Source organism: Aliiglaciecola sp. CAU 1673 (assembly GCF_029223185.1).
Taxonomy (GTDB): domain Bacteria; phylum Pseudomonadota; class Gammaproteobacteria; order Enterobacterales; family Alteromonadaceae; genus Bowmanella.
Genome location: NZ_JARHUG010000007.1, coordinates 34170 through 52756, shown reverse-complemented (window position 1 = coordinate 52756; position 18587 = coordinate 34170). Strand labels below are relative to the sequence as shown.

Below are 18587 nucleotides of genomic sequence, written 5' to 3'. Positions count from 1 at the left end.
AGGCCGACCTGGGCAATGTCCCAAGGAAGGGTGACAGCTTGGAATCCAGACAGGACCGTTATGCCGGTGGCATAACGCAGCCCGATTTACGGACCGTTTCGCCTGGAACGAAATGGAACAGCTATGCTGGCCCGAAGGGCCAAGGACAGGGACAGTCCGCAATCTCCCTTGGAAACTTGCGCCCGTAAAACGCCCTTGGTTTTCAGCGCGTTTCCTGAAGGCAGGATGCCGTAGCTGGACTTACAAGCCGACACCAAGGAAGTCAAAAGGCACACTAAGTGGCGGCGATGTTTATTCGCCAAAATCCTCTACAAATGCGTCAACCACAGCATCAGGGTATAAAACCCGGCGATCACGGCAGAAAAAACCAGAATATAGATAAAACCCTGGCGGCCTTGGGCCATGGTGTAGCCGTTGTGGCGCAGGTAAAAGTACCAAATCAAGCACAGGACAGCGGGGATAAGAAACAGCAACCTGAGCAAAGGACATCTCCCTGAAAGTCAGAATCATTGGTATAAGTTCTTGATTCTATTCTACTCACTCCTAATGGCAAGATAAAAGCCTGTCATATTACTGACCCCAAATTGCCATTAAGTTGTCATCGCACTTTTATCTAATGGGGCAAATCAACCAACGGGGTGCCTTATGTCCAGCATGTTCGCCTCTTCACCGGTACAGGCCGCAAAGTCTATTGATTACAGCCAGGAATTGATTCGCAGACCCTCAGTTACCCCCAATGATCATGGCTGTCAGCAGTGGTTGGCGCAAAAGCTGGAGGCTCTGGGTTTTGATTGTCTTTTTATTTACGAGCAGGGTGTCAGTAATTTGGTGGCAAGTCGTGGGCACGGTGAAGAGGCAATGGCGTTTGTAGGGCATACCGATGTGGTGCCGCCTGGCCCTTTGGACAAATGGAAGGTGGATCCTTTTGCCGCGGCGATTGTGGACGATGAGCTGATTGGTCGTGGTGCCGCCGATATGAAGACAGGCGTGGCCGCCATGCTGGCGGCTTTGGAGCGTCATATCCTCACAGGCAAACCCTGCAATAAGCGCATGATGTGGCTGATTACCAGTGATGAAGAAGGAGAGGCTGAATACGGTTCAAAGGTAATGAAGCGTTATCTGGACAGTCAGGGTGTTCATCTTGATTACTGTATTGTGGGAGAGCCCACAGCCAAGGAGCACAGCGGCGATGTTATTAAGGTCGGGCGACGTGGCGCCATTTCCGCCAGGTTACGGGTAAAAGGCAAGCAAGGTCACGTAGCTTATCCCCAATACGCCGATAACGCCATCCACAAAATGGGAAAGTTGATTGCTGCGCTAAATAGCATTGTATGGGATGAAGGCAGTGATGATTTCCCTGGTACCAGTATGCAGATCACCCATATTGATTCCGGTGCTTTTACCGATAATATCGTGCCCGCCAATTGCAGTATTTGCTTCAATATTCGCTACAGCCACCGCTACTCGCAGCAAAGCTTATTTGCCTTGATTGAATCCATATTGTCTCCTATTACCCAAGATTTCGAGTTGGAGTGGGAGCGACCATGTGAACCCTATTTCACCGAGAAAGGCGATAAAGATTGCCTTATCGAGCATGTAGAAAAAGCGATTCATAAGACTACTGGTACCTTTCCGCTACTTTCTACCTCCGGCGGTACCTCCGATGGTCGTTTTTTTGCCTCCCCGGGCACGCAGGTCGTCGAAGTGGGGGTGCCTAACAAGAGCATTCATCAGGTCAATGAGCGAGTGCATATTGCCGAATTAGTGACATTGGAAGATATCTATTCGGAATTGCTAGAAAGCCTGCTAGCCTAACAGCAAGAGTCACTTATCTTCTTTATGGTCCGTTTTTTAGACAACGGGCCTGACGGGATGGCATCTTGCATAGACAGTTGGTCCGTCTATTTATCTTGGTGTGTGTACTAGCGCAAGGCACAGCTTTTGCCGCGTCTGCTTCTGAGTTATCAAAGAAAAGCATCAGCATTGCCTTTGGGCATGAAGACAAACACTTTGCTGAGTTAATCGACTCTGTGGCCAAATCCATTGGCATATCGGTAAAACTGCGCATTTACGACAGCGCGCAGCTTAAAGTTGAGCTACTGCAATATGCAGCCCGACAACAACTACCTGATGCGGTCATTGTGCCGGCGGACTTCATCGGACTGCAATCCTTGTCCTATAGCACCGTGCCGGACGATTGGATAAGCGCTAAAACAGAAGAGCGCTACCTTCCTCTGGTTACCTTGGATGGTCAGAAAAAGGGCATTCCTATTCTTGGCGGCAATCATCTGCTCTTGTATTACAACCGGGCACAGATTTCGTCACCGGTTCAGGATTGGAGCGAACTTTTGGCGCAAAAGGAACAGACAGAAGAAGAGAAGGAACTGATCGCCTGGAGTTTTAATGTGATGTATTGGTTCTTGCCTTTCCTCGGGGCTTTTGATGGTCTGCCGGTTAGAGGTGATGAGATCTTATTAGACTCTGTGGCGATGCAAAAAGCACTGACATTCTATTGGTCATTGGCAGAGAGGGGACTGGTATCGGCGACCTGCAATTATCAGTGTGCCACAGACAAATTTGTGCAGGCAAAGATCCCCTATCTAATCTCCGGGATGTGGGCCTACGGGCAACTTAAGGACAAAATGGGCGAGGAACTGAGCGTGGCAACTTTACCCAAAGTAGAAGGTAAATCCATGGTGCCCTATTTTGCCGCCCATGTGTTGGCCTTTCCGGATAACAGCCTGGAGTCAGACAAAAGATCGGCGTTAAAGCTGCTTAGTGAAAAGATGCAGTCACAAGCCTTTCAAGAAAAGTTGTGGTCAACGTTTAAAGCGCTGCCTGTTAACCGCGATGTGATTAAAAACCTTGAACAGTCATCTGAAAAAGACGTGCAGGCAATTTTGGCGCAACTGCAATCGTCGGCTCCCATGCCCAGTGATTATCGCATGGCCGTAATTTGGGAAGCCATGAGCAAGGGATTTAACCGCTATGGTAGCCATATCTATTCGGCACAGCAGGCTTCACGCTACATGCAGCATATGACAGAGCAAACGCTGGAGAATTTTCAGCAAGGTTCACTGCAGCCATGAAGACCATGTCTTTTAGCCGCGCACTCTTCCTCTATGTCGTTTTTTTCGTCTTCGTACCCATATTGCTTGCCGTTTCATACCTGCTCTACGACTCATATAAAGCAGAGAGCACATTGGCGCAGTCCACGGTGCAATCCAAGATGCAAACCTTTGCCGGTACCTTGGACAATAGCCTGAGTGAAATGCATAACTTGGTGATGACGCTCTCCACCGACAAACCGCTTTCGGAAGTGGCAGTCAATATCCTGTTTTCACAGCATGCGTTAAATACCTTGCAGGCAATCGTTGAAAATGAGCCCCTGATTAAAGCTGCCTTTGTTGCTGACGACGCCGGCTTTGTTATCGAGGGTTACCCTCTGGCTTCACTGCGTTTGGAAGGAGAATGGCTTAACCAATTTACCGGCCGGTTAATGAATAAGTCCATCGGTGAGAGGGCGCCAAAACTTTGGCTGGCACCGTATTCAGTATTGCAACAGGCCTTTCCTGAGCAAATCCATGACGGTTTACTTTTCTCTGTCCCTTTGGTCATGGAAACCTCGTCAATCGTGGCACCTGAGAAGGTGACCTCCATTCTCTACGTTTTGCTGAACACTAACGCCCTGCTTAAGCTGGTGCTACCCGAACAAGAAAACCTTGCCCAGCAAACCCAATTGTCGGCAAATGATCACATCCTCTATGCAAACACGGGCGATCAGATATTGCAGCCGATTGCGCAAACTCAGGCATTACAATTTGGAGTACAGGAAGACACGAATCTGCTACCGCTGACACTCACAGTGGTGCAAGACCAGACCTACTACATGCAAGGGTTTTACAATCATTTGCGGATCATAGGTTTGATATTGTTAGTGCTGCTACCCGTGTCTTTATGGCTTCTACACCTGTTTTCCAAGCATTTGCTCAAGCCCATTAATCAGGTGCGAGAATTGGGTAAGCGTATCAGTGCCGGTGATTACCGGGGCAGTAATTATCGCAGTGGCTATCTGGAACTGGATGAAATGGTGGACTCCATGAATCATTTAGCCAAGACCTTGGAGATTAAGATTGAAGGGCTGAATGACGCGCGGGAAGTTGCCGAGGCGTCGGAAAGAATGAAAAGCCAATTTTTGGCCAATATGAGCCATGAAATCAGAACCCCAATGAACGGTGTATTGGGCTTTTTGCAGTTGCTTGAACGACAACCGCTGACAGAGCAACAGCATGACTGGACAAATAAGGCGATTGGCTCGGCGAAAAGCTTGCTCAATATTCTTAATGACATACTGGATCTTTCCAAGGTGGAAGCCGGCGCAATGCAACTGGAGTCTATCCCGTTTGACTTGCATGACTTGCTGGAGCTGATAGTCAGCAATCAGGGCCTCGCTGCCTCCAACAAAGGCGTATTGCTTAGGCTAAATATGCCAGCGACGCTGCCCAGAACCTGGATGGGTGATCCCACCAGAGTCGCTCAGATTGTGCGCAACCTGGTGTCCAATGCGGTTAAGTTTACTGAGAGGGGGCAAGTGCTGGTTGAGGCCAACAGCAGAATAGATGCACGAGGGCAGTGGCTAACCATAAAAGTCACTGATAGCGGGATAGGGATGGACAGCTCTCAACTGGATGAATTGTTTAGCCCATTTAAGCAAGCCGATGCGTCGACAACCCGAAAATACGGTGGTACCGGATTAGGTCTTGCCATCAGCCAAAGTCTGGCCCATTTGATGGGAGGGCATATCGAGGTGACCAGCCGGGTAGGGGAAGGCAGTTGTTTCACTCTGGAAATATTGTCCCAAAGTCAACAAGGGCAATCCGCAATTGAGTCGCAACATACCGTTACTCATCAGGCTCCGGATCTCAGCACCTGTAGAATTCTGATTGCCGAAGACAATCTTATTAATATGGAAATTTTGATTCAAATGCTCAAAGATACCGGCGCTTCTCTACATATCGCTAAAAACGGCGCCGAGGCCGTCGATGTGGCGCAACGTGTTCAACCTGATCTAATTCTGATGGATGCCCAGATGCCGGTGATGGATGGTATTGAAGCAACCCGGCAGCTACGAGAAAGTGGATTTAGCCGACCTATTGTCATGCAAACGGCCAATGTGTCCAATGAAGATCGCGCCCAGTATCAAGACGCCGGTGCCGATGATATGGTCGCTAAACCAATGGATAGTAGGGTGCTGTTTAGCGTCCTTGTTCGCTTTCTTTCGCCTCAGGCTGCCTGAGCATCCATATCAGATTTTTCCACACATAAAGCTTCATTCAGATACTTTCCCCCGAAAGATCAGTTGGTTGGAATCAAATAAATTAAAAATAGTCGCATTTTTACCTGCCAACTTTTTTTCAGCTGCTATGGTTATCACTAAATAATCTAAAACGTCATTGACCGATGCTGCAGTTGCAAGACAGGAGCACCAGATAAGTCGCTGAATGATGTTCCGGGAATATGGCTTCAGAGTTGGGATCGGTGTGTAGTGATCTGGTTTATGTCAGTCACTAGGGAAAGGAAGTTGTTCCCCCATGTTTACCGTTTTCTTTTTACTCACTAAAGCCCATTTTTCTGTTGGCATACATCATCGACTTTCTGCATCCGTCTGCTGTGTTCGTTGCAATCGCTGCGGTTATCCTGTTTACACCAAATCGGAGGTGCTATGAGCAAAACCATATTAGTTGTCGATGATTCTCCCTCCATCCGCCAGGTTGTGGGATTGACCCTGAGGGCGGCTGGTCATCAGGTGGTGGAAGCGGTCGATGGTAAAGATGCCCTGACGAAACTAGATGGCCGCAAAATTCATCTGATTGTCAGTGATGTCAATATGCCCAATATGGATGGCATCAGTTTTGTTAAAGAAGTGAAGAAGCTGCCGGACTACTGTTACACCCCTATTTTGATGCTGACCACCGAATCAGAAGAATCCAAAAAGGCAGCGGGTCGAGAAGCGGGTGCCAAAGCCTGGTTATTAAAACCCTTCAAGCCGGAGATGCTGCTCTCCGCCATCACCAAATTGGCGTAGGGAGGAGCGTATGACGGTCAGCACAGAAAAACAGCAGTGGCAGTCCCCAGCATCGCTGACCATTTACGATATCAAGCAAGTCGATCAGCAAATGCACGAGCCGCTGCAAAAGGGTAGCTGGATGTTTGATTTGTCAGCTCTGAAGGATTTAGACAGTACCGGTGTGCAATGGCTGATGATGGCGCAGCGACGCTTACAAAAACGTGGTGAGTTGTTGCAACTCGTTAATGTGCAGGACGAGATCAAGGACATCTTTGCAGTATTGGGGGTATTGGAGACATTGTCTTTAAAGCAGGAGACAAACGAGGATGATTGACCCTGTACAAATCTTTAAGGAAGAGGCTGCCGAGCACCTGCATGTGCTGGAAACGGCACTGCTGGAATTAGAAGAACATCCCAACGACCAAGCGCAAATCTCCGCAGCCTTTCGGGCTATGCACACCATCAAAGGGGCGGGAGGCATGGTGGGCTACGACCACCTGTCTTATTTCACACATCATTTAGAAACCTTTTTCGATCGCGTCCGAGATGGCCGATTGGCACTGACTTCCGAAAAAATCAATCTGGTACTGGAAGCCAGAGATCATATTGCCACTCTGTTGGAAGACCCGGAGCCTTCGGCTGAATTGATGGTGATAAGTGAAACCCTGCTGCGCCATTTTCGCCAAAGTGAGAGCGGTACTGCGGCATCTTCTGCCCCAAGCCAATCCGCGCCGTCGGTTGCGGAAACGGCGGATGAACAGAGCTGTCTTTATCGTATTCAGATTAAACCCCATCGCAATGCCTTCAAGGATGGCTTCGATACGCTACCGGTTATTCGGGAGCTTCGTTCATTAGGTCCTTGCCATGTATCCGGGTATTTGAGTCCCGACTTACTCGACGAAAGCTTTGAAGCAGACACTTGCTACCTTGCCTTTACCGTATTGCTTTCGAGTCAATGTGAACGCGCGGCACTGGATGACGTGTTTATGTTTGTGCAGGACGATTGGGACATCCAGATCAGCACCATTGGCAATGACGAGGCCTGCCGGGTCGGTGATCTATTAGTGAAAGACGGGGCCATTAGCCCTGAAGTGCTGGAGTCGATTATTCAGACACAGGCGCGCACCGGTGAACTGGCACAGCAACAAGGATTGGTGGACAAGGAACAGGTAGACAGGGCACTCGCCGAGCAAAACTATATTCGTCAGCAGCAAAAATCCAAACAGCCGGAAGAACAGAGCATCAGGGTGCCCCAACGTAAACTGGATAGTTTGATGGACCAGGTGGGAGAACTGGTTATTTTGCAGGCCAGAGTCGACCAGCTGGCGTTGGATTTGGAACATGAGCAACTTGCCTCCATGGCGGAGGAACTAGAGCGGTTGGTCACCAATCTGCGTGAGATTACCTTTGATATCCGTATGTTGCCTATCGGCTCTACCTTTGGTCGTTTTCGCCGGTTGGTGCGGGACCTAGCTCAGGAACTGGGTAAGGAAGTGGAGCTGGAAACTCAGGGGGAAGATACCGAGCTGGACAAGGTGGTTTTGGACAAACTGGTCGATCCCCTGGTGCACATTCTTCGCAATAGCCTTGACCACGGCATTGAAACACCGCAAAAACGCATAGAGCAGGGTAAAACTGGTAAAGGATTGCTCAGCCTCAAAGCCTCCCATTACCAGGGACAGATCCTGATTGAAATCAGTGACGATGGTGCCGGCTTGGATAAAGACAGGATTCGCAGCAAAGCTATTGAAAAAGGTCTGATTCGCGAAGATGCCCAGCTTGATAACCAGGAAATCTATGCCCTGATTTTTGAGCCTGGCTTTTCCACTGCCGCCAAGATATCCGATGTCTCCGGTCGTGGGGTGGGCATGGATGTGGTGAGAAGTTCCATTGAAAGTCTTCAGGGTAGGGTGCAGTTGGAAAGTGAGAAAGGTAAAGGCACCCGCATTCGCATTTTACTGCCCATGACCTTGTCCATTATCGAAGGGTTAATGGTAGCAGTCTCCAACGAAAAATACGTATTGCCGCTGAATCTGGTAGAGGAATGTATTGAAACCTCGGCCAGTGAAATCAGTACCAAAAATGGCTCCCGCTTGATTAAGCATCGCAACCAGATGGTGCCTTGTCTTCGCCTCAGAGAGTGCTTTTCAGTTACCGGAGTGCAGCCTAGCTTGGAGCAAACAGTGGTGGTGCGTTCGGGCGACACCCAATTAGGTATTACTGTCGATGAAGTGATTGGAAACTTTCAAACTGTGGTCAGAAACCTGGGCCGTCTTTATCAGGATACGCCCGGTGTGTTAGGCGCCACTATCCTGGGCGATGGTGGTATCGCCATGATCCTGGACGTGGGTCAGCTGGCGGGGGCAAATGACAGCAACAAGGTACAAACAACATAAGGGAAGGGTAAGCATATGATGAAAATTACTATTAAGGCCCTGCTGTACGCTGGTTTTGTGGTGTTAATTGGGCTGCTGATTCTCTCCAGTTTTCTGGGGTTGGAGGCGTTATCCGACGCCAGGAATAATCTTAACTCTGTAGTTCAAGGACCCGCTGAACGGGTCAAATTGGCCGGACGAATCAGAATGGGAATTCTGGATTACGACCGGATGGAAAAAAACTACATCCTGGCCAGGAAAACAGAGCGTAAGCAAAGAGCCACCAGCAATATTGCCAATGCCAAAGAACAGATGCTTGGAAATATCGCTACCCTCGAGAAGATTGCCACTGTTGAGGGGGGCAAGGCCCTTGCGGAGTTTAAACAAAATTTTGTTGAATATGATCGCATCGCCAGCCGCGCCAGAGATATATCAATAATGACCGAAGACAGTGGTCACTCTGAAGAAGAGATTGCCCGAAGTGATGATGAGGCGTTTAAGCTAATTGATTCACTGGGTGAGAAAGAACTGGCAGAGGCAGAAAGTAAGATTCGTAGAATTGTCGAAATCAATGAAGGATTGATGGCCGAATCGCTGGTGGAAGCAGAGGCTCGTTACGCATCTACCCGCAATATGTTAGTCACTGCGCTTATCGTCTCTTTGCTACTCGGTATAGCTGCCGCCTTCCTGATTATTATGAGGATAAATGAGGTAAGCCGCATTGCTGTCCTGATTGGCGATGGCGACCTCAATCACAGCTTTAATCCTGATGCCAGCGATAATGATATCTATGGTGTGCTGCGCAATATGAACCATCGGCTGCGGGATATTGTTTCTGAAATTAAGGAAGCTTCTGAAAATGTCACTTCCGGCAGTATTGAGATGAGCAGCACCGGCCAGCAAATCGCTCAAGGGGCGACTGAGCAGGCAGCTTCCCTTGAAGAAGTGTCTTCTTCCATGGAACAGATGACTGCCAATGTCTCGCAAACGGCCGACAATGCCAGACAAACAGAGCAAATTGCCCGTCAAGCGGCGTTGGATGCCCAATCTACCGGCGATGCGGTGCGCGATACTGTTGCCGCGATGAAAGATATTGTAGAGAAGATTGCCATTATCGAGGAAATCGCCCGCCAGACTAATTTGCTGGCCCTTAATGCCGCTATTGAAGCGGCAAGGGCCGGTGAGCATGGCAAGGGCTTTACCGTGGTGGCGGCAGAGGTCAGAAAACTGGCCGAGCGCAGCCAACGAGCCGCAGGGGAAATCGTCGAACGTTCCAGAAAGAGTCTGGATGTATCAGAAAAGGCCGGCTCCATGCTAATGGAATTAGTACCCAGCATTCAGCGTACTTCCGGACTGGTTCAGGAAATCAGCGCCGCAGCCATGGAGCAGGATAAAGGCGCCGCCGAGATTAACAAAGCGCTGCAACAACTTGATCAGGTAGTACAGCAATCTGCAGCTTCAGCTGAGGAAATGGCCGCAACCTCGGAAGAGCTCTCTGCTCAGGCTGAACAAATGAACAGCACCATGGAGTTCTTTAAAGTGGATAACAAGCGTGGCATCAGCAAAAAGCCTGCTGTGCGCTATGACAAAAAGCCGCCTTCATCACCGCCTAAAAGTGGCAAGCCTCTGGCCACTCCAAAATCGAAAGGCAGTGGAGTGGATCTGCAACTCGATGATGATGACGGCTTTGTACGTTATTGAGGTAAATCATGAATCAATCCTCAAGTAACCAAGACGGGGCTGCTTTGCAATCCATTCAGATCCTTTCCTTTGTGTTGGATGGTGACTGGTTTGGCGTTGAAATAGGCGGCATTCAGGAAGTACTGGAATATCGCACGGTAACCAAAGTACCGCGCACACCGGCCTTTATGTTGGGCGTGATTAACCTGAGGGGTAAGGTGATTCCGGTGGTGGATTTACGCCGCCACTTCGAGATGAAGACGCCAGAGCCCACGGTGGACAGCTGCATCATCATTATACATGTGGAAATTGATGGTGAGAGCACCGCACTTGGGATTCTGGCTGATCGCGTCAAAGAAGTGCTGGAAATCGACATGAGCAATATCAGTCCTCCCCCCAAGATTGGTAGTCGGGTGAACAGCAACTTCATTTACGGCATGGCCAGACACGATGACAACTTTATTATTTTGTTGCGTCTGGCGCGGGTGTTTTCTTCCGAAGAGCTACAGCGGGTGATGGAACAAACGGAGACGCTGCCACAGCCGGAGGTATCCAGTGAGAACCAAGGCGAATGAATGACGAAGTCAGTCTCAGTCGTGCAGATCACCAACGCATTGCAGACTATATTGGCCGGCATACTGGAATTCAGTTACCGGACCATAAGCGCCAGCTAATCGAGACAAGACTGCGAAAGCGCTTAAAAGCCACCGGCAAAGCCAGTATCAGCGAATATCTGGACTATGCCTTCTCCCCGGAAGAAAGCGGTTTAGAATTGGTGTTGCTGGTGGATGCGCTGACCACCAACAAGACCGATTTTTTCCGCGAAGCCAACCATTTTGAAGCCTTGCGTGACTTTGTTTTTCACGGCGTTAGTAATGGTCAACGTTGGCATGAGTCGCCTTTTAGAATATGGAGTGCGGCATGCTCCAGTGGCGAAGAGCCATACACTCTGGCTATCGTGTTATGGGAATTGGCCGAGCAAATACCGGGTTTTCGTTTTGTCATCGATGCCAGCGATATTTCCACCAAGGTCTTAGACCATGCGATGACCGGCATCTATGATGTTGCGCGTATTGACCCGGTACCGGAGTATCTGAGGAAAAAGTATTTCTTACGCAGCCAGGACCCGGCGAAGCGGCTTATCAAAATGAGCAAACAACTGCGGGAAGTGATTCGTTTTTTCTCTTTTAATCTGATCACGGGGGACTATGGCAGGTCGGCAGAATATGACGTCATTTTTTGTCGCAATGTGATGATTTATTTCTGTGATGAAGACAGGGCCAAGGTGATCCGGTCTTTACGAGGTGAGCTTAAACCCAACGGATTATTAATACTGGGCCACTCTGAAAGTATTGGAAATCAAAGAGAGGGCTTCGAACCTGTGGCCCCCACTGTCTATCGTAAGGTTGAGGCCTGAGGGAGGGCGCATGATCAGTGTTCTGATAGTGGATGATTCGGCGGTGGTGCGACAGACGCTGTCAGAGATCCTCGATGCCGATCCTGATATCGAAGTCATAGGTACCGCCACCGACCCGTATATGGCGGCAGACAAGCTACGCCAGCTGAAGCCCGATGTGATCACCCTGGATGTGGAAATGCCAAGGATGGACGGGCTGACCTTCCTGCGCAAATTGATGGAGCAGCATCCCATTCCTGTTGTGATTTGCTCTTCTTTGGTAGGGGAGGGCACAGCAAGTCAAATCAAAGCCTTGGAAAGTGGCGCGGTGGATATCATTGCCAAACCGACCATGGGTACCAAACAGTTCCTGCATGAATCCCGTGTGCGTATTATCGATTCGATTAAAGCGGCCTCATTGGCAAAAGTACAGAAGCTCAGTCAGATGCGCGGACGGCCGCAACCAAAGCTCAGTGCCGATGAGGTGCTGACACTTGGCAGTCAACGGGCCATGGTACAAACCACCGAGAAAATTATCGCCATTGGCGCTTCTACAGGTGGGACAGAAGCCGTGCGTTATGTGCTGGAGGGCATGCCTTCTGACTGCCCGGCGATAGCTATCGTCCAGCACATGCCCCCCGGATTTACCCGCTCCTTTGCCGACCGTCTAAACAGCCTGTGCCGGATTAATGTCAAAGAGGCGCAGGATGGTGATTCCCTTTTACGCGGCCATGCCCTTATTGCTCCGGGCAATCAGCATATGCTGATTAAGCGCAGCGGGGCTCGCTATTACGTGGAAATCAAGGATGGACCGCTGGTCAGCAGACATCGCCCTTCTGTGGATGTGTTGTTTCGCTCCGCCGCACGTTATGTGGGCAGTAACGCGGTTGGCGTAATCCTCACCGGTATGGGAGACGATGGTGCTACCGGCTTGCTTGAAATGCGAGAGGCCGGTGCGCGTACGGTTGGCCAGGATGAAGCGACCAGCATTGTTTATGGCATGCCCAAGGAAGCCTACAATCGGGGCGCGGTGGAGCAACAAATGGGACTTGAGCGCATCACGCCGACCATCCTCAAATTGGCGCTCTGATGAAGAGTGAGCGAAAACCTTGGTTGCCGGCCAGCGAATTAGAGCAAGCTGGCCGCATCGTGATCCATGCGGGGGAGTTAGTGTTTGGTAAGGGCAATACTATGTTGAATACCTTACTTGGCTCTTGCGTGTCCATCACCTTATGGCATCCAACTAAGGCCTATGGCGGGATGTGTCATTTTGCCCTGGCCAGACGTCCCAGTTATCAACCGGGTGAGCTGGATGCTCGTTATGCCGATGATTGTATTAAGATTTTTGAGAACTTGGTGGCAGAGAAAAGTACCAAGCTAAGTGAGTATGAAGCCAAGATTTTCGGGGGCAGCGATATGTTAAGCCGGGCCCGTGAAGATTTGGAGAAAGACTTCAGTGAGATAGAGCGTAACGCCATCGGTGATGTGAACAGTGCCGAAGCTTTCCGGCTGTTGCTTGAGCGAAATGTACGGATTCTGGAGGCCGATGTAGGTGAAAAAGGCTATAGAAAGGTGGCCATGGACATGGCCACCGGAGAGACGCAAGTCGAGTTTGTCAGAGTCGGTTAGTGTCAGGCCGCATTATCTTGGGCGCTCTCGTCCAGCGACCCACCCAGATATCGTTCCCGCTTATTGGCTTTTAGCTTGGTGATATCCACCAACACCAAGCCGTCCACACAATCATTAAAGTCAGGATCTACCCCAAAGCTTAGGAACTTCACCCCGCCTGGATCACAAATTTCTGTGTATTGCTTATACAGGGTAGGAATGGCTACGCCCATATTTGCCAGTAAATGCTTCAGCTGGACAAAGTCGGTTTTGTAATCGTTGCCTTTGAAGGCATTTTGCAGATCTTGTGGTAAGGCGTAAGGACAGTTAGAACGCGCCATATCCTGCTCGGTGCCGAAATAAAGCTGGTAAAACTGTACCAGCAAGTCCTTTGCCGCTTGCGGCAGGGCGCCGCTAATGCTGACCGGGCCGAACAAGTAGCGGTACTGAGGATGGCGCTTGAGAAACGCACCTATGCCGTACCATAAATAATCCAGGCTGCGTTTACCCCAATATTTTGGCTGTACAAAGCTGCGGCCTAACTCCAATCCTTGCTCAAAATACTGATCCATCTGTCGGCCATAGTGAAACAGGCTGGCAGAATAAAGGCCGCTGCTTTGTGCATCCGAAACCAGCTTCTTGGCGTCGCCGAAGCGGTAAGCACCCACAATCTCTAATTCTTCTTTATCCCACAGGATGAGGTGATAGTAGTGACTGTCATACTGATCGATATCGCGGCGCTTGTTACTGCCTTCACCCACCGCCCGGAAAGCGACTTCCCGCAGGCGGCCGATTTCCCTCAAGATAGGCGAACTGCCGGTGTGACGGTACAGATAAATTTCCTTGCCATCAGAGGTGATACCCAGAGTTTCACACTCCTGCTTAATGGCTTTACTAAGCTCTTTACGGTCTTCCGGCAAAGCAATGGCCTTTTGGGTTTGAAAAATACCTTCCTTGTTATGCGCGATGCGATAGAGATGTTTCTTAAACAGCTTCACTTGCGAGCGGGAGGAGATCTTTTGTCCCTGATAAGACTCTGGCGGGATCATCTCACCAATTCGCATCGGCAGATGTTTCCTTCGCTGTTTAAACATTTCTGTGACCAGCAGTGCCGTTGCCATGGGTTTGTACAGCATGGAAACGCCGTAGAAGAGCGGAGAATTCTTCCCATCAATGAATATGGGTAAGATGGGCGCCTTGGCCATGCTCGCAATACGCAAAAAACCACTGCGCCAACGGGTATCGCGCACCCCCTGCGGTCGCAGGCGGGAGACTTCCCCGGCGGGGAAAATAATTACCGCGCCTTCCTGGCCGAGATGGGTCTGGATCTTCTCCAGATGCTCCCTGGCTGTGCCGCCTTGCATATTGTTTACCGGCAGCAATAGTGGATGCAGTGGCCCTACTGCCATCAGCATCTGGTTGGCGACCACTTTGATATCGCGACGCACTTCGCTGACCAATTTGATCAGCGCCAGACCGTCTAATGAACCGATGGGATGATTGGCAATGATAACCACGCGTCCACTGGTGGGGATCCGTTCTTTTTCGCAGTCTCTGACCGAATAACTGAAGTCAAAATATTCCAACACTTGCTCTACAAACTCCAGCCCTTGCAAGTAGGGATAGGTTTGCGCAAATTCCTGGAACTCTCTCTCATGCAAGAGGCGTCGAAGCAGAAACCGCAAGGATTTGAACAACAGCGGCTTTTCGGACAGCTGAGGGTAGTGCTGATGGAGGACGTCATCGACTGTAAACATATTTCACTTTCTACAACTAGCCATATTAGGCCAGAGTCTAGGCCTCGAAAGTGACGCTTTTGTGAGCGTTCTATGTCAGTTTGATGACCAATGGATGGCAGGCTATCGCAAATTTTTCACTGACTGGACAGGCCGAAGCTTATGCGGCGCGCTTACCCGCCGTCTGCGCTTTACCTGGGATGCTGTGCAACTTGGCCTGGGCTTGGATTTCTGTCCAATACATCAGGCTGAGTTTGCCATTTTTATCTTCCGTCAGTGCCGAGCAATTCTCAATCCAATCGCCGGTGTTGCAATACAAGATCCCATCGTGCTCGCTCACTTCAGGATGGTGAATATGGCCACAGACGATGCCGTCCATGCCCGATTCCCTGGCCGTGCGACATCCGATGTCGCGATACCGGCCGATAGCTTCGTTGGCGCCTCTGACCCGGCTTTTAATGTAGCCGGCCAATGACCAATAGGAGTATCCCAACATGTTGCGTACTTTGTTATACCAGCGATTTACAAATAGCAGCAGATCATAGGCTTTATCGCCTATCCACGCGTGCAGTGGCCCGAAGCAGACTTCCTGATCGAACTGATCGCCATGCAGAAGAAGTAACTTTTTACCCTCTGCGGTGGTGTGAATGTATTGACGATGGATTTCCACATCGCCGAAGACCATACCGTCGTATTTTTGCGCTGGCTCGTCATGATTGCCGGGCAAATAGATAACTCTGGTTCCTTCTCTTGGCAGGGACAGCAGGCGGTGGAAGAGCTGATTGTGCGATTTGGGCCAGATAAACTGCCTGCTCATGGCCCACATATCGACAATATCGCCTACCAGATACAGCGTCTCAATTTTACTGTGACTTAAAAAATCGAGCAGGTACTCAGCCTTACAATCTTTGTATCCGAGATGAATGTCCGACAGCCATACGCTGCGGTAGTGGGTTACTTTTGTCATCATCCAGCTCAACCAACCAATCACTGTGTGGAAGGTTAGTGTCAGCCTTTGACACTTTGGTTAAGCAAATTTGAACATGTGATGACAATTTGGCCTGCTATGGCCAGATATCAGAGAAGATGACGGACAACCGCCAGCGGACCTTCGCTATGTAAGATGCGGTATTGCTGGCAACTGCCAACGTCCTCGAATTGGTGACAAACATGCAGATACTGGGTGGCAGGATCGATCTTGACGAAACTGGCATCGGCATCAAGCAACATACCGGACTCGCCGAATCCCCGCCAATAAACGCTTTTAGAGACCACATTCGCGCGTTCATAAGTAATTAGCTGTGGCATGGGGACAATGCTGAACGCAGTCAGCGTAAGCACGGTCAGCACAACAAGAAATAAATATTTACGATGGCCGTTTAGCACTCACTGCCTCATCAAAACAGGCGTTGGTAAACCCAACGTCACAGAGAAGGAAAGTTAGTCTAGCAAAACTGCCTTGCGCTGTCTTGCGGCATTAAAGTGAGCATTGGATGCAGTTTGTAACAGGGTGTGGAGAAACGGGCACAAAAAAAGCGCCAAAAGGCGCTTTTTTCAGCAAGGATATAAATCCTTAGGCCATAGCATTGATCTTTGCAGACAGGCGGCTCTTATGACGGGCGGCCTTGTTCTTGTGGATCAAGCCTTTGGTAGCCATGCGATCAAGCATAGGTACAGCGGCGGTAAACGCGGCCTGAGCGGCATTCTTGTCACCGGCAGCAATGGCAGCAATCACCTTCTTGATGCTGGTGCGCGTCATTGAACGACGGCTTGCATTGTGCTGACGACGCTTCTCTGCCTGGATAGCGCGTTTCTTCGCAGACTTGATGTTAGCCAAGTTGAAACTCCCAAAAGGTTCTAGTCAAAATTTTAGGGTGCGGATTATTCCCTGTAAGACCCGGCTTGTCAATAGACATTGCCGGTTTATTGGACAATATCCTGCGAATCTTGGCAGCGCTTTTCCTGCCGTCTTTATCTGTGCTTAGGGACAGGGTTTGGCTTCTACCGGGGAAGGGATTAGCGCATAATAAGCAGCCTTTTTCCAGCCAGAGTCCGAAATTGTCTTCTAAGTTGTTGAAATCAGGGTTGATAGTCAGTGCCATGACACTTCTTTCCAGGGTTCTGGGACTGGTGCGTGATGTGGTCGTTGCCAACCTGATGGGGGCGGGAGCGGCCGCCGATGTGTTCTTTTTCGCCAACAAAATTCCTAACTTTCTTCGTCGGTTGTTTGCTGAGGGGGCCTTTGCCCAGGCTTTTGTACCAGTACTCAGTGAGGTTCATGGCAAACATGATGAGCAGGCGCTGAAACTGTTTCTGGCCAGAGTAGCCGGCACCTTGGGCACACTGGTAATGATAGTGACCATCATCGGTGTACTCGGGTCGCCTGTATTGGCAGCATTGTTCGGTACCGGCTGGTTTCTTGCCTACTTGGACGGAGCGCCGGACGGGGCGAAGTTTGAGCTGGCCAGTTTGATGCTCAAAATTACCTTTCCCTATCTGTTTTTTATCACGCTGACCGGACTCTCTGGTGCCATTCTCAATACCCTGAATAAATTTGCCGTGGCCGCTTTCACGCCGGTGCTGCTAAATGTGGCAATTATCTCTGCTGCTATTTGGATATCCCCTCAATTGCAAGAGCCCGCTATCGGATTGGCGTGGGGCGTTTTTATCGGTGGCATCGCCCAATTTGCTTTTCAGATGCCCTTTTTGCTGCGCACCGGACTCTTGGTGAAGCCCCGCTGGGGCTGGCGCGACCCACAAGTCACCAAAGTCAGGAAGTTGATGATCCCTGCCTTATTTGGGGTTTCTGTTAGCCAAATTAACTTGTTGCTGGATACCTTTATCGCCAGCTTCCTGGTTACCGGCTCTATCAGTTGGCTGTATTACTCAGACCGCTTGCTGGAATTCCCCTTGGGATTATTCGGCATTGCTATCGCTACCGTGATTTTGCCAACGCTTTCGCGCAATCACGTCAGTGCAGACAGCGCTCAGTTTAAGGCCAATATGGATTGGGCACTGCGCATGGTTTGTCTGCTCGGGATCCCGGCTGCTGCCGGACTGATGGTGTTGGCTGAACCTATGATGATGGTACTGTTTGAGCGTGGCGCTTTCGATGCACAAGATTCGCAAAATGCCTCGTATAGCCTGATTGCCTATGGTTCGGGGCTAGTGAGTTTTATGCTGGTCAAAGTGCTGGCGCCCGGCTTTTTCTCCCGTCAGGATACCAAAACCCCGGTGCGCTATGGCATCTGGGCGATGACCGCCAATATGGTCTTCAATATTATCCTGGCCATTCCCTTTGGTTATGTCGGACTAGCCATTGCTACTGCCATGTCGGCCACCCTCAACGCTGCATTGCTTTACCAAAAACTGCACCGCTTGGGGGTCTATCAGGCAAGCCGCAGGACCCTGGTATTCCTGGCTAAAGTGCTCTTCGGTACGCTATTGATGGTAGCGGTGTTGTTGTTTGCCAGTCCTGATATGCCAGCCTGGCGTCAGCTGCCGGTGGCTGAACAAGGGCTTCAACTGGCTATGTTAATTGGTCTGGGGGCTTTAGTTCTGAGCGTTGCCTGCGTATTGCAGGGGATCCATCCTTCGGCGCTCAGGGCCTGGAGTGCAAAGCGTCGAAAGGGGTAGCGTGCCTGGCATCGGGCTTTTAATCGCCACTCAGTCGGTTATAATCGCCTGATTTTTTCAGTTTGACAGACCGCCTTGTGCTACTCGAT

The 18587-nt window shown here is 50.2% G+C and carries 18 protein-coding genes; 13 read left to right on the top strand and 5 right to left on the bottom strand.

The genetic code is table 11. The features are described from left to right. Positions 1-287: 287 nt before the first annotated feature. The 12 genes from P2G88_RS08290 (at position 288) to P2G88_RS08235 (ending at position 13147) form a co-directional block, all read left to right on the top strand. Positions 288-497 (top strand): hypothetical protein, encoded by a 210-nt coding sequence (locus tag P2G88_RS08290; protein ID WP_275795554.1) that lies wholly within the window; start codon positions 288-290, stop codon positions 495-497. A gap of 148 nt (positions 498-645) precedes the next feature. Continuing rightward, positions 646-1815, top strand: a complete 1170-nt coding sequence (dapE, locus tag P2G88_RS08285) for a succinyl-diaminopimelate desuccinylase (protein WP_275795393.1) — start codon at positions 646-648, stop codon at positions 1813-1815. Between the two features lie 65 nt (positions 1816-1880). After that, positions 1881-3089, top strand: a complete 1209-nt coding sequence (locus tag P2G88_RS08280; protein ID WP_275795392.1) for an extracellular solute-binding protein — start codon at positions 1881-1883, stop codon at positions 3087-3089. Continuing rightward, positions 3086-5296, top strand: coding sequence for a hybrid sensor histidine kinase/response regulator (locus P2G88_RS08275; protein ID WP_275795391.1), 2211 nt, complete (start codon positions 3086-3088; stop codon positions 5294-5296). The genes P2G88_RS08280 and P2G88_RS08275 overlap by 4 nt, the downstream gene beginning before the upstream one ends. 426 nt (positions 5297-5722) lie before the next feature. Further along, positions 5723-6085 (top strand): response regulator, encoded by a 363-nt coding sequence (locus P2G88_RS08270; RefSeq protein ID WP_275795390.1) that lies wholly within the window; start codon positions 5723-5725, stop codon positions 6083-6085. 10 nt (positions 6086-6095) lie between these two features. Further along, complete coding sequence (locus P2G88_RS08265; protein WP_275795389.1) at positions 6096-6401, top strand: STAS domain-containing protein; 306 nt, start codon at positions 6096-6098, stop codon at positions 6399-6401. After that, positions 6394-8463 carry a chemotaxis protein CheA gene (locus P2G88_RS08260; RefSeq protein WP_275795388.1) on the top strand — a complete coding sequence of 690 codons (2070 nt, stop codon included), beginning with the start codon at positions 6394-6396 and terminating at the stop codon, positions 8461-8463. Before P2G88_RS08265 ends, P2G88_RS08260 begins: the two co-directional genes overlap by 8 nt. Before the next feature lie 15 nt (positions 8464-8478). Beyond that, on the top strand, positions 8479-10143 hold the full coding sequence (locus tag P2G88_RS08255) for a methyl-accepting chemotaxis protein (RefSeq protein ID WP_275795387.1): 1665 nt from the start codon (positions 8479-8481) through the stop codon (positions 10141-10143). A gap of 8 nt (positions 10144-10151) precedes the next feature. After that, positions 10152-10697: a chemotaxis protein CheW gene (locus P2G88_RS08250; protein ID WP_275795386.1), complete on the top strand. Its 546-nt coding sequence runs from the start codon at positions 10152-10154 to the stop codon at positions 10695-10697. Then, on the top strand, positions 10694-11539 hold the full coding sequence (locus P2G88_RS08245) for a protein-glutamate O-methyltransferase CheR (protein WP_275795384.1): 846 nt from the start codon (positions 10694-10696) through the stop codon (positions 11537-11539). The genes P2G88_RS08250 and P2G88_RS08245 overlap by 4 nt, the downstream gene beginning before the upstream one ends. Before the next feature lie 10 nt (positions 11540-11549). Then, positions 11550-12608, top strand: coding sequence for a chemotaxis response regulator protein-glutamate methylesterase (locus tag P2G88_RS08240; RefSeq protein ID WP_275795383.1), 1059 nt, complete (start codon positions 11550-11552; stop codon positions 12606-12608). Next, positions 12608-13147, top strand: coding sequence for a chemotaxis protein CheD (locus P2G88_RS08235; RefSeq protein WP_275795382.1), 540 nt, complete (start codon positions 12608-12610; stop codon positions 13145-13147). The genes P2G88_RS08240 and P2G88_RS08235 overlap by 1 nt, the downstream gene beginning before the upstream one ends. A 2-nt stretch (positions 13148-13149) precedes the next feature. Here P2G88_RS08235 and P2G88_RS08230 read toward each other — a convergent pair whose 3' ends face one another. From P2G88_RS08230 to P2G88_RS08210, 5 genes are all read right to left on the bottom strand, one after another. Then, complete coding sequence (locus P2G88_RS08230) at positions 13150-14883, bottom strand: GNAT family N-acyltransferase (RefSeq protein WP_275795381.1); 1734 nt, start codon at positions 14881-14883, stop codon at positions 13150-13152. Positions 14884-15022: 139 nt separating this feature from the next. Next, positions 15023-15829, bottom strand: a complete 807-nt coding sequence (locus P2G88_RS08225) for a UDP-2,3-diacylglucosamine diphosphatase (RefSeq protein WP_275795380.1) — start codon at positions 15827-15829, stop codon at positions 15023-15025. 110 nt (positions 15830-15939) lie between these two features. Beyond that, positions 15940-16170 (bottom strand): hypothetical protein, encoded by a 231-nt coding sequence (locus P2G88_RS08220; RefSeq protein ID WP_275795379.1) that lies wholly within the window; start codon positions 16168-16170, stop codon positions 15940-15942. Positions 16171-16435: 265 nt separating this feature from the next. Next, positions 16436-16699 carry a 30S ribosomal protein S20 gene (gene rpsT / locus P2G88_RS08215; protein ID WP_275795378.1) on the bottom strand — a complete coding sequence of 88 codons (264 nt, stop codon included), beginning with the start codon at positions 16697-16699 and terminating at the stop codon, positions 16436-16438. Next, complete coding sequence (locus P2G88_RS08210) at positions 16692-16964, bottom strand: hypothetical protein (RefSeq protein WP_275795553.1); 273 nt, start codon at positions 16962-16964, stop codon at positions 16692-16694. Before P2G88_RS08210 ends, rpsT begins: the two co-directional genes overlap by 8 nt. Between P2G88_RS08210 and murJ the strand changes: the two genes are divergently transcribed. Beyond that, positions 16921-18498: a murein biosynthesis integral membrane protein MurJ gene (gene murJ, locus P2G88_RS08205; protein ID WP_275795377.1), complete on the top strand. Its 1578-nt coding sequence runs from the start codon at positions 16921-16923 to the stop codon at positions 18496-18498. The genes P2G88_RS08210 and murJ overlap by 44 nt on opposite strands. The last annotated feature ends 89 nt before the right edge of the window (positions 18499-18587 follow it).

Bases quoted from the DNA above. Each gene is read 5' to 3' on its own strand.
- P2G88_RS08210 (WP_275795553.1), bottom strand. From the start codon at position 16,964: ATGGCACTGACTATCAACCCTGATTTCAACAACTTAGAAGACAATTTC.
- P2G88_RS08250 (WP_275795386.1), top strand. From the start codon at position 10,152: ATGAATCAATCCTCAAGTAACCAAGACGGGGCTGCTTTGCAATCCATT.
- P2G88_RS08245 (WP_275795384.1), top strand. From the start codon at position 10,694: ATGAATGACGAAGTCAGTCTCAGTCGTGCAGATCACCAACGCATTGCA.
- P2G88_RS08265 (WP_275795389.1), top strand. From the start codon at position 6,096: ATGACGGTCAGCACAGAAAAACAGCAGTGGCAGTCCCCAGCATCGCTG.
- P2G88_RS08225 (WP_275795380.1), bottom strand. From the start codon at position 15,829: ATGACAAAAGTAACCCACTACCGCAGCGTATGGCTGTCGGACATTCAT.
- P2G88_RS08240 (WP_275795383.1), top strand. From the start codon at position 11,550: ATGATCAGTGTTCTGATAGTGGATGATTCGGCGGTGGTGCGACAGACG.
- P2G88_RS08290 (WP_275795554.1), top strand. From the start codon at position 288: ATGTTTATTCGCCAAAATCCTCTACAAATGCGTCAACCACAGCATCAG.
- P2G88_RS08220 (WP_275795379.1), bottom strand. From the start codon at position 16,170: ATGCCACAGCTAATTACTTATGAACGCGCGAATGTGGTCTCTAAAAGC.
- P2G88_RS08270 (WP_275795390.1), top strand. From the start codon at position 5,723: ATGAGCAAAACCATATTAGTTGTCGATGATTCTCCCTCCATCCGCCAG.
- P2G88_RS08255 (WP_275795387.1), top strand. From the start codon at position 8,479: ATGATGAAAATTACTATTAAGGCCCTGCTGTACGCTGGTTTTGTGGTG.
- P2G88_RS08260 (WP_275795388.1), top strand. From the start codon at position 6,394: ATGATTGACCCTGTACAAATCTTTAAGGAAGAGGCTGCCGAGCACCTG.
- dapE (WP_275795393.1), top strand. From the start codon at position 646: ATGTCCAGCATGTTCGCCTCTTCACCGGTACAGGCCGCAAAGTCTATT.
- P2G88_RS08275 (WP_275795391.1), top strand. From the start codon at position 3,086: ATGAAGACCATGTCTTTTAGCCGCGCACTCTTCCTCTATGTCGTTTTT.
- P2G88_RS08235 (WP_275795382.1), top strand. From the start codon at position 12,608: ATGAAGAGTGAGCGAAAACCTTGGTTGCCGGCCAGCGAATTAGAGCAA.
- P2G88_RS08230 (WP_275795381.1), bottom strand. From the start codon at position 14,883: ATGTTTACAGTCGATGACGTCCTCCATCAGCACTACCCTCAGCTGTCC.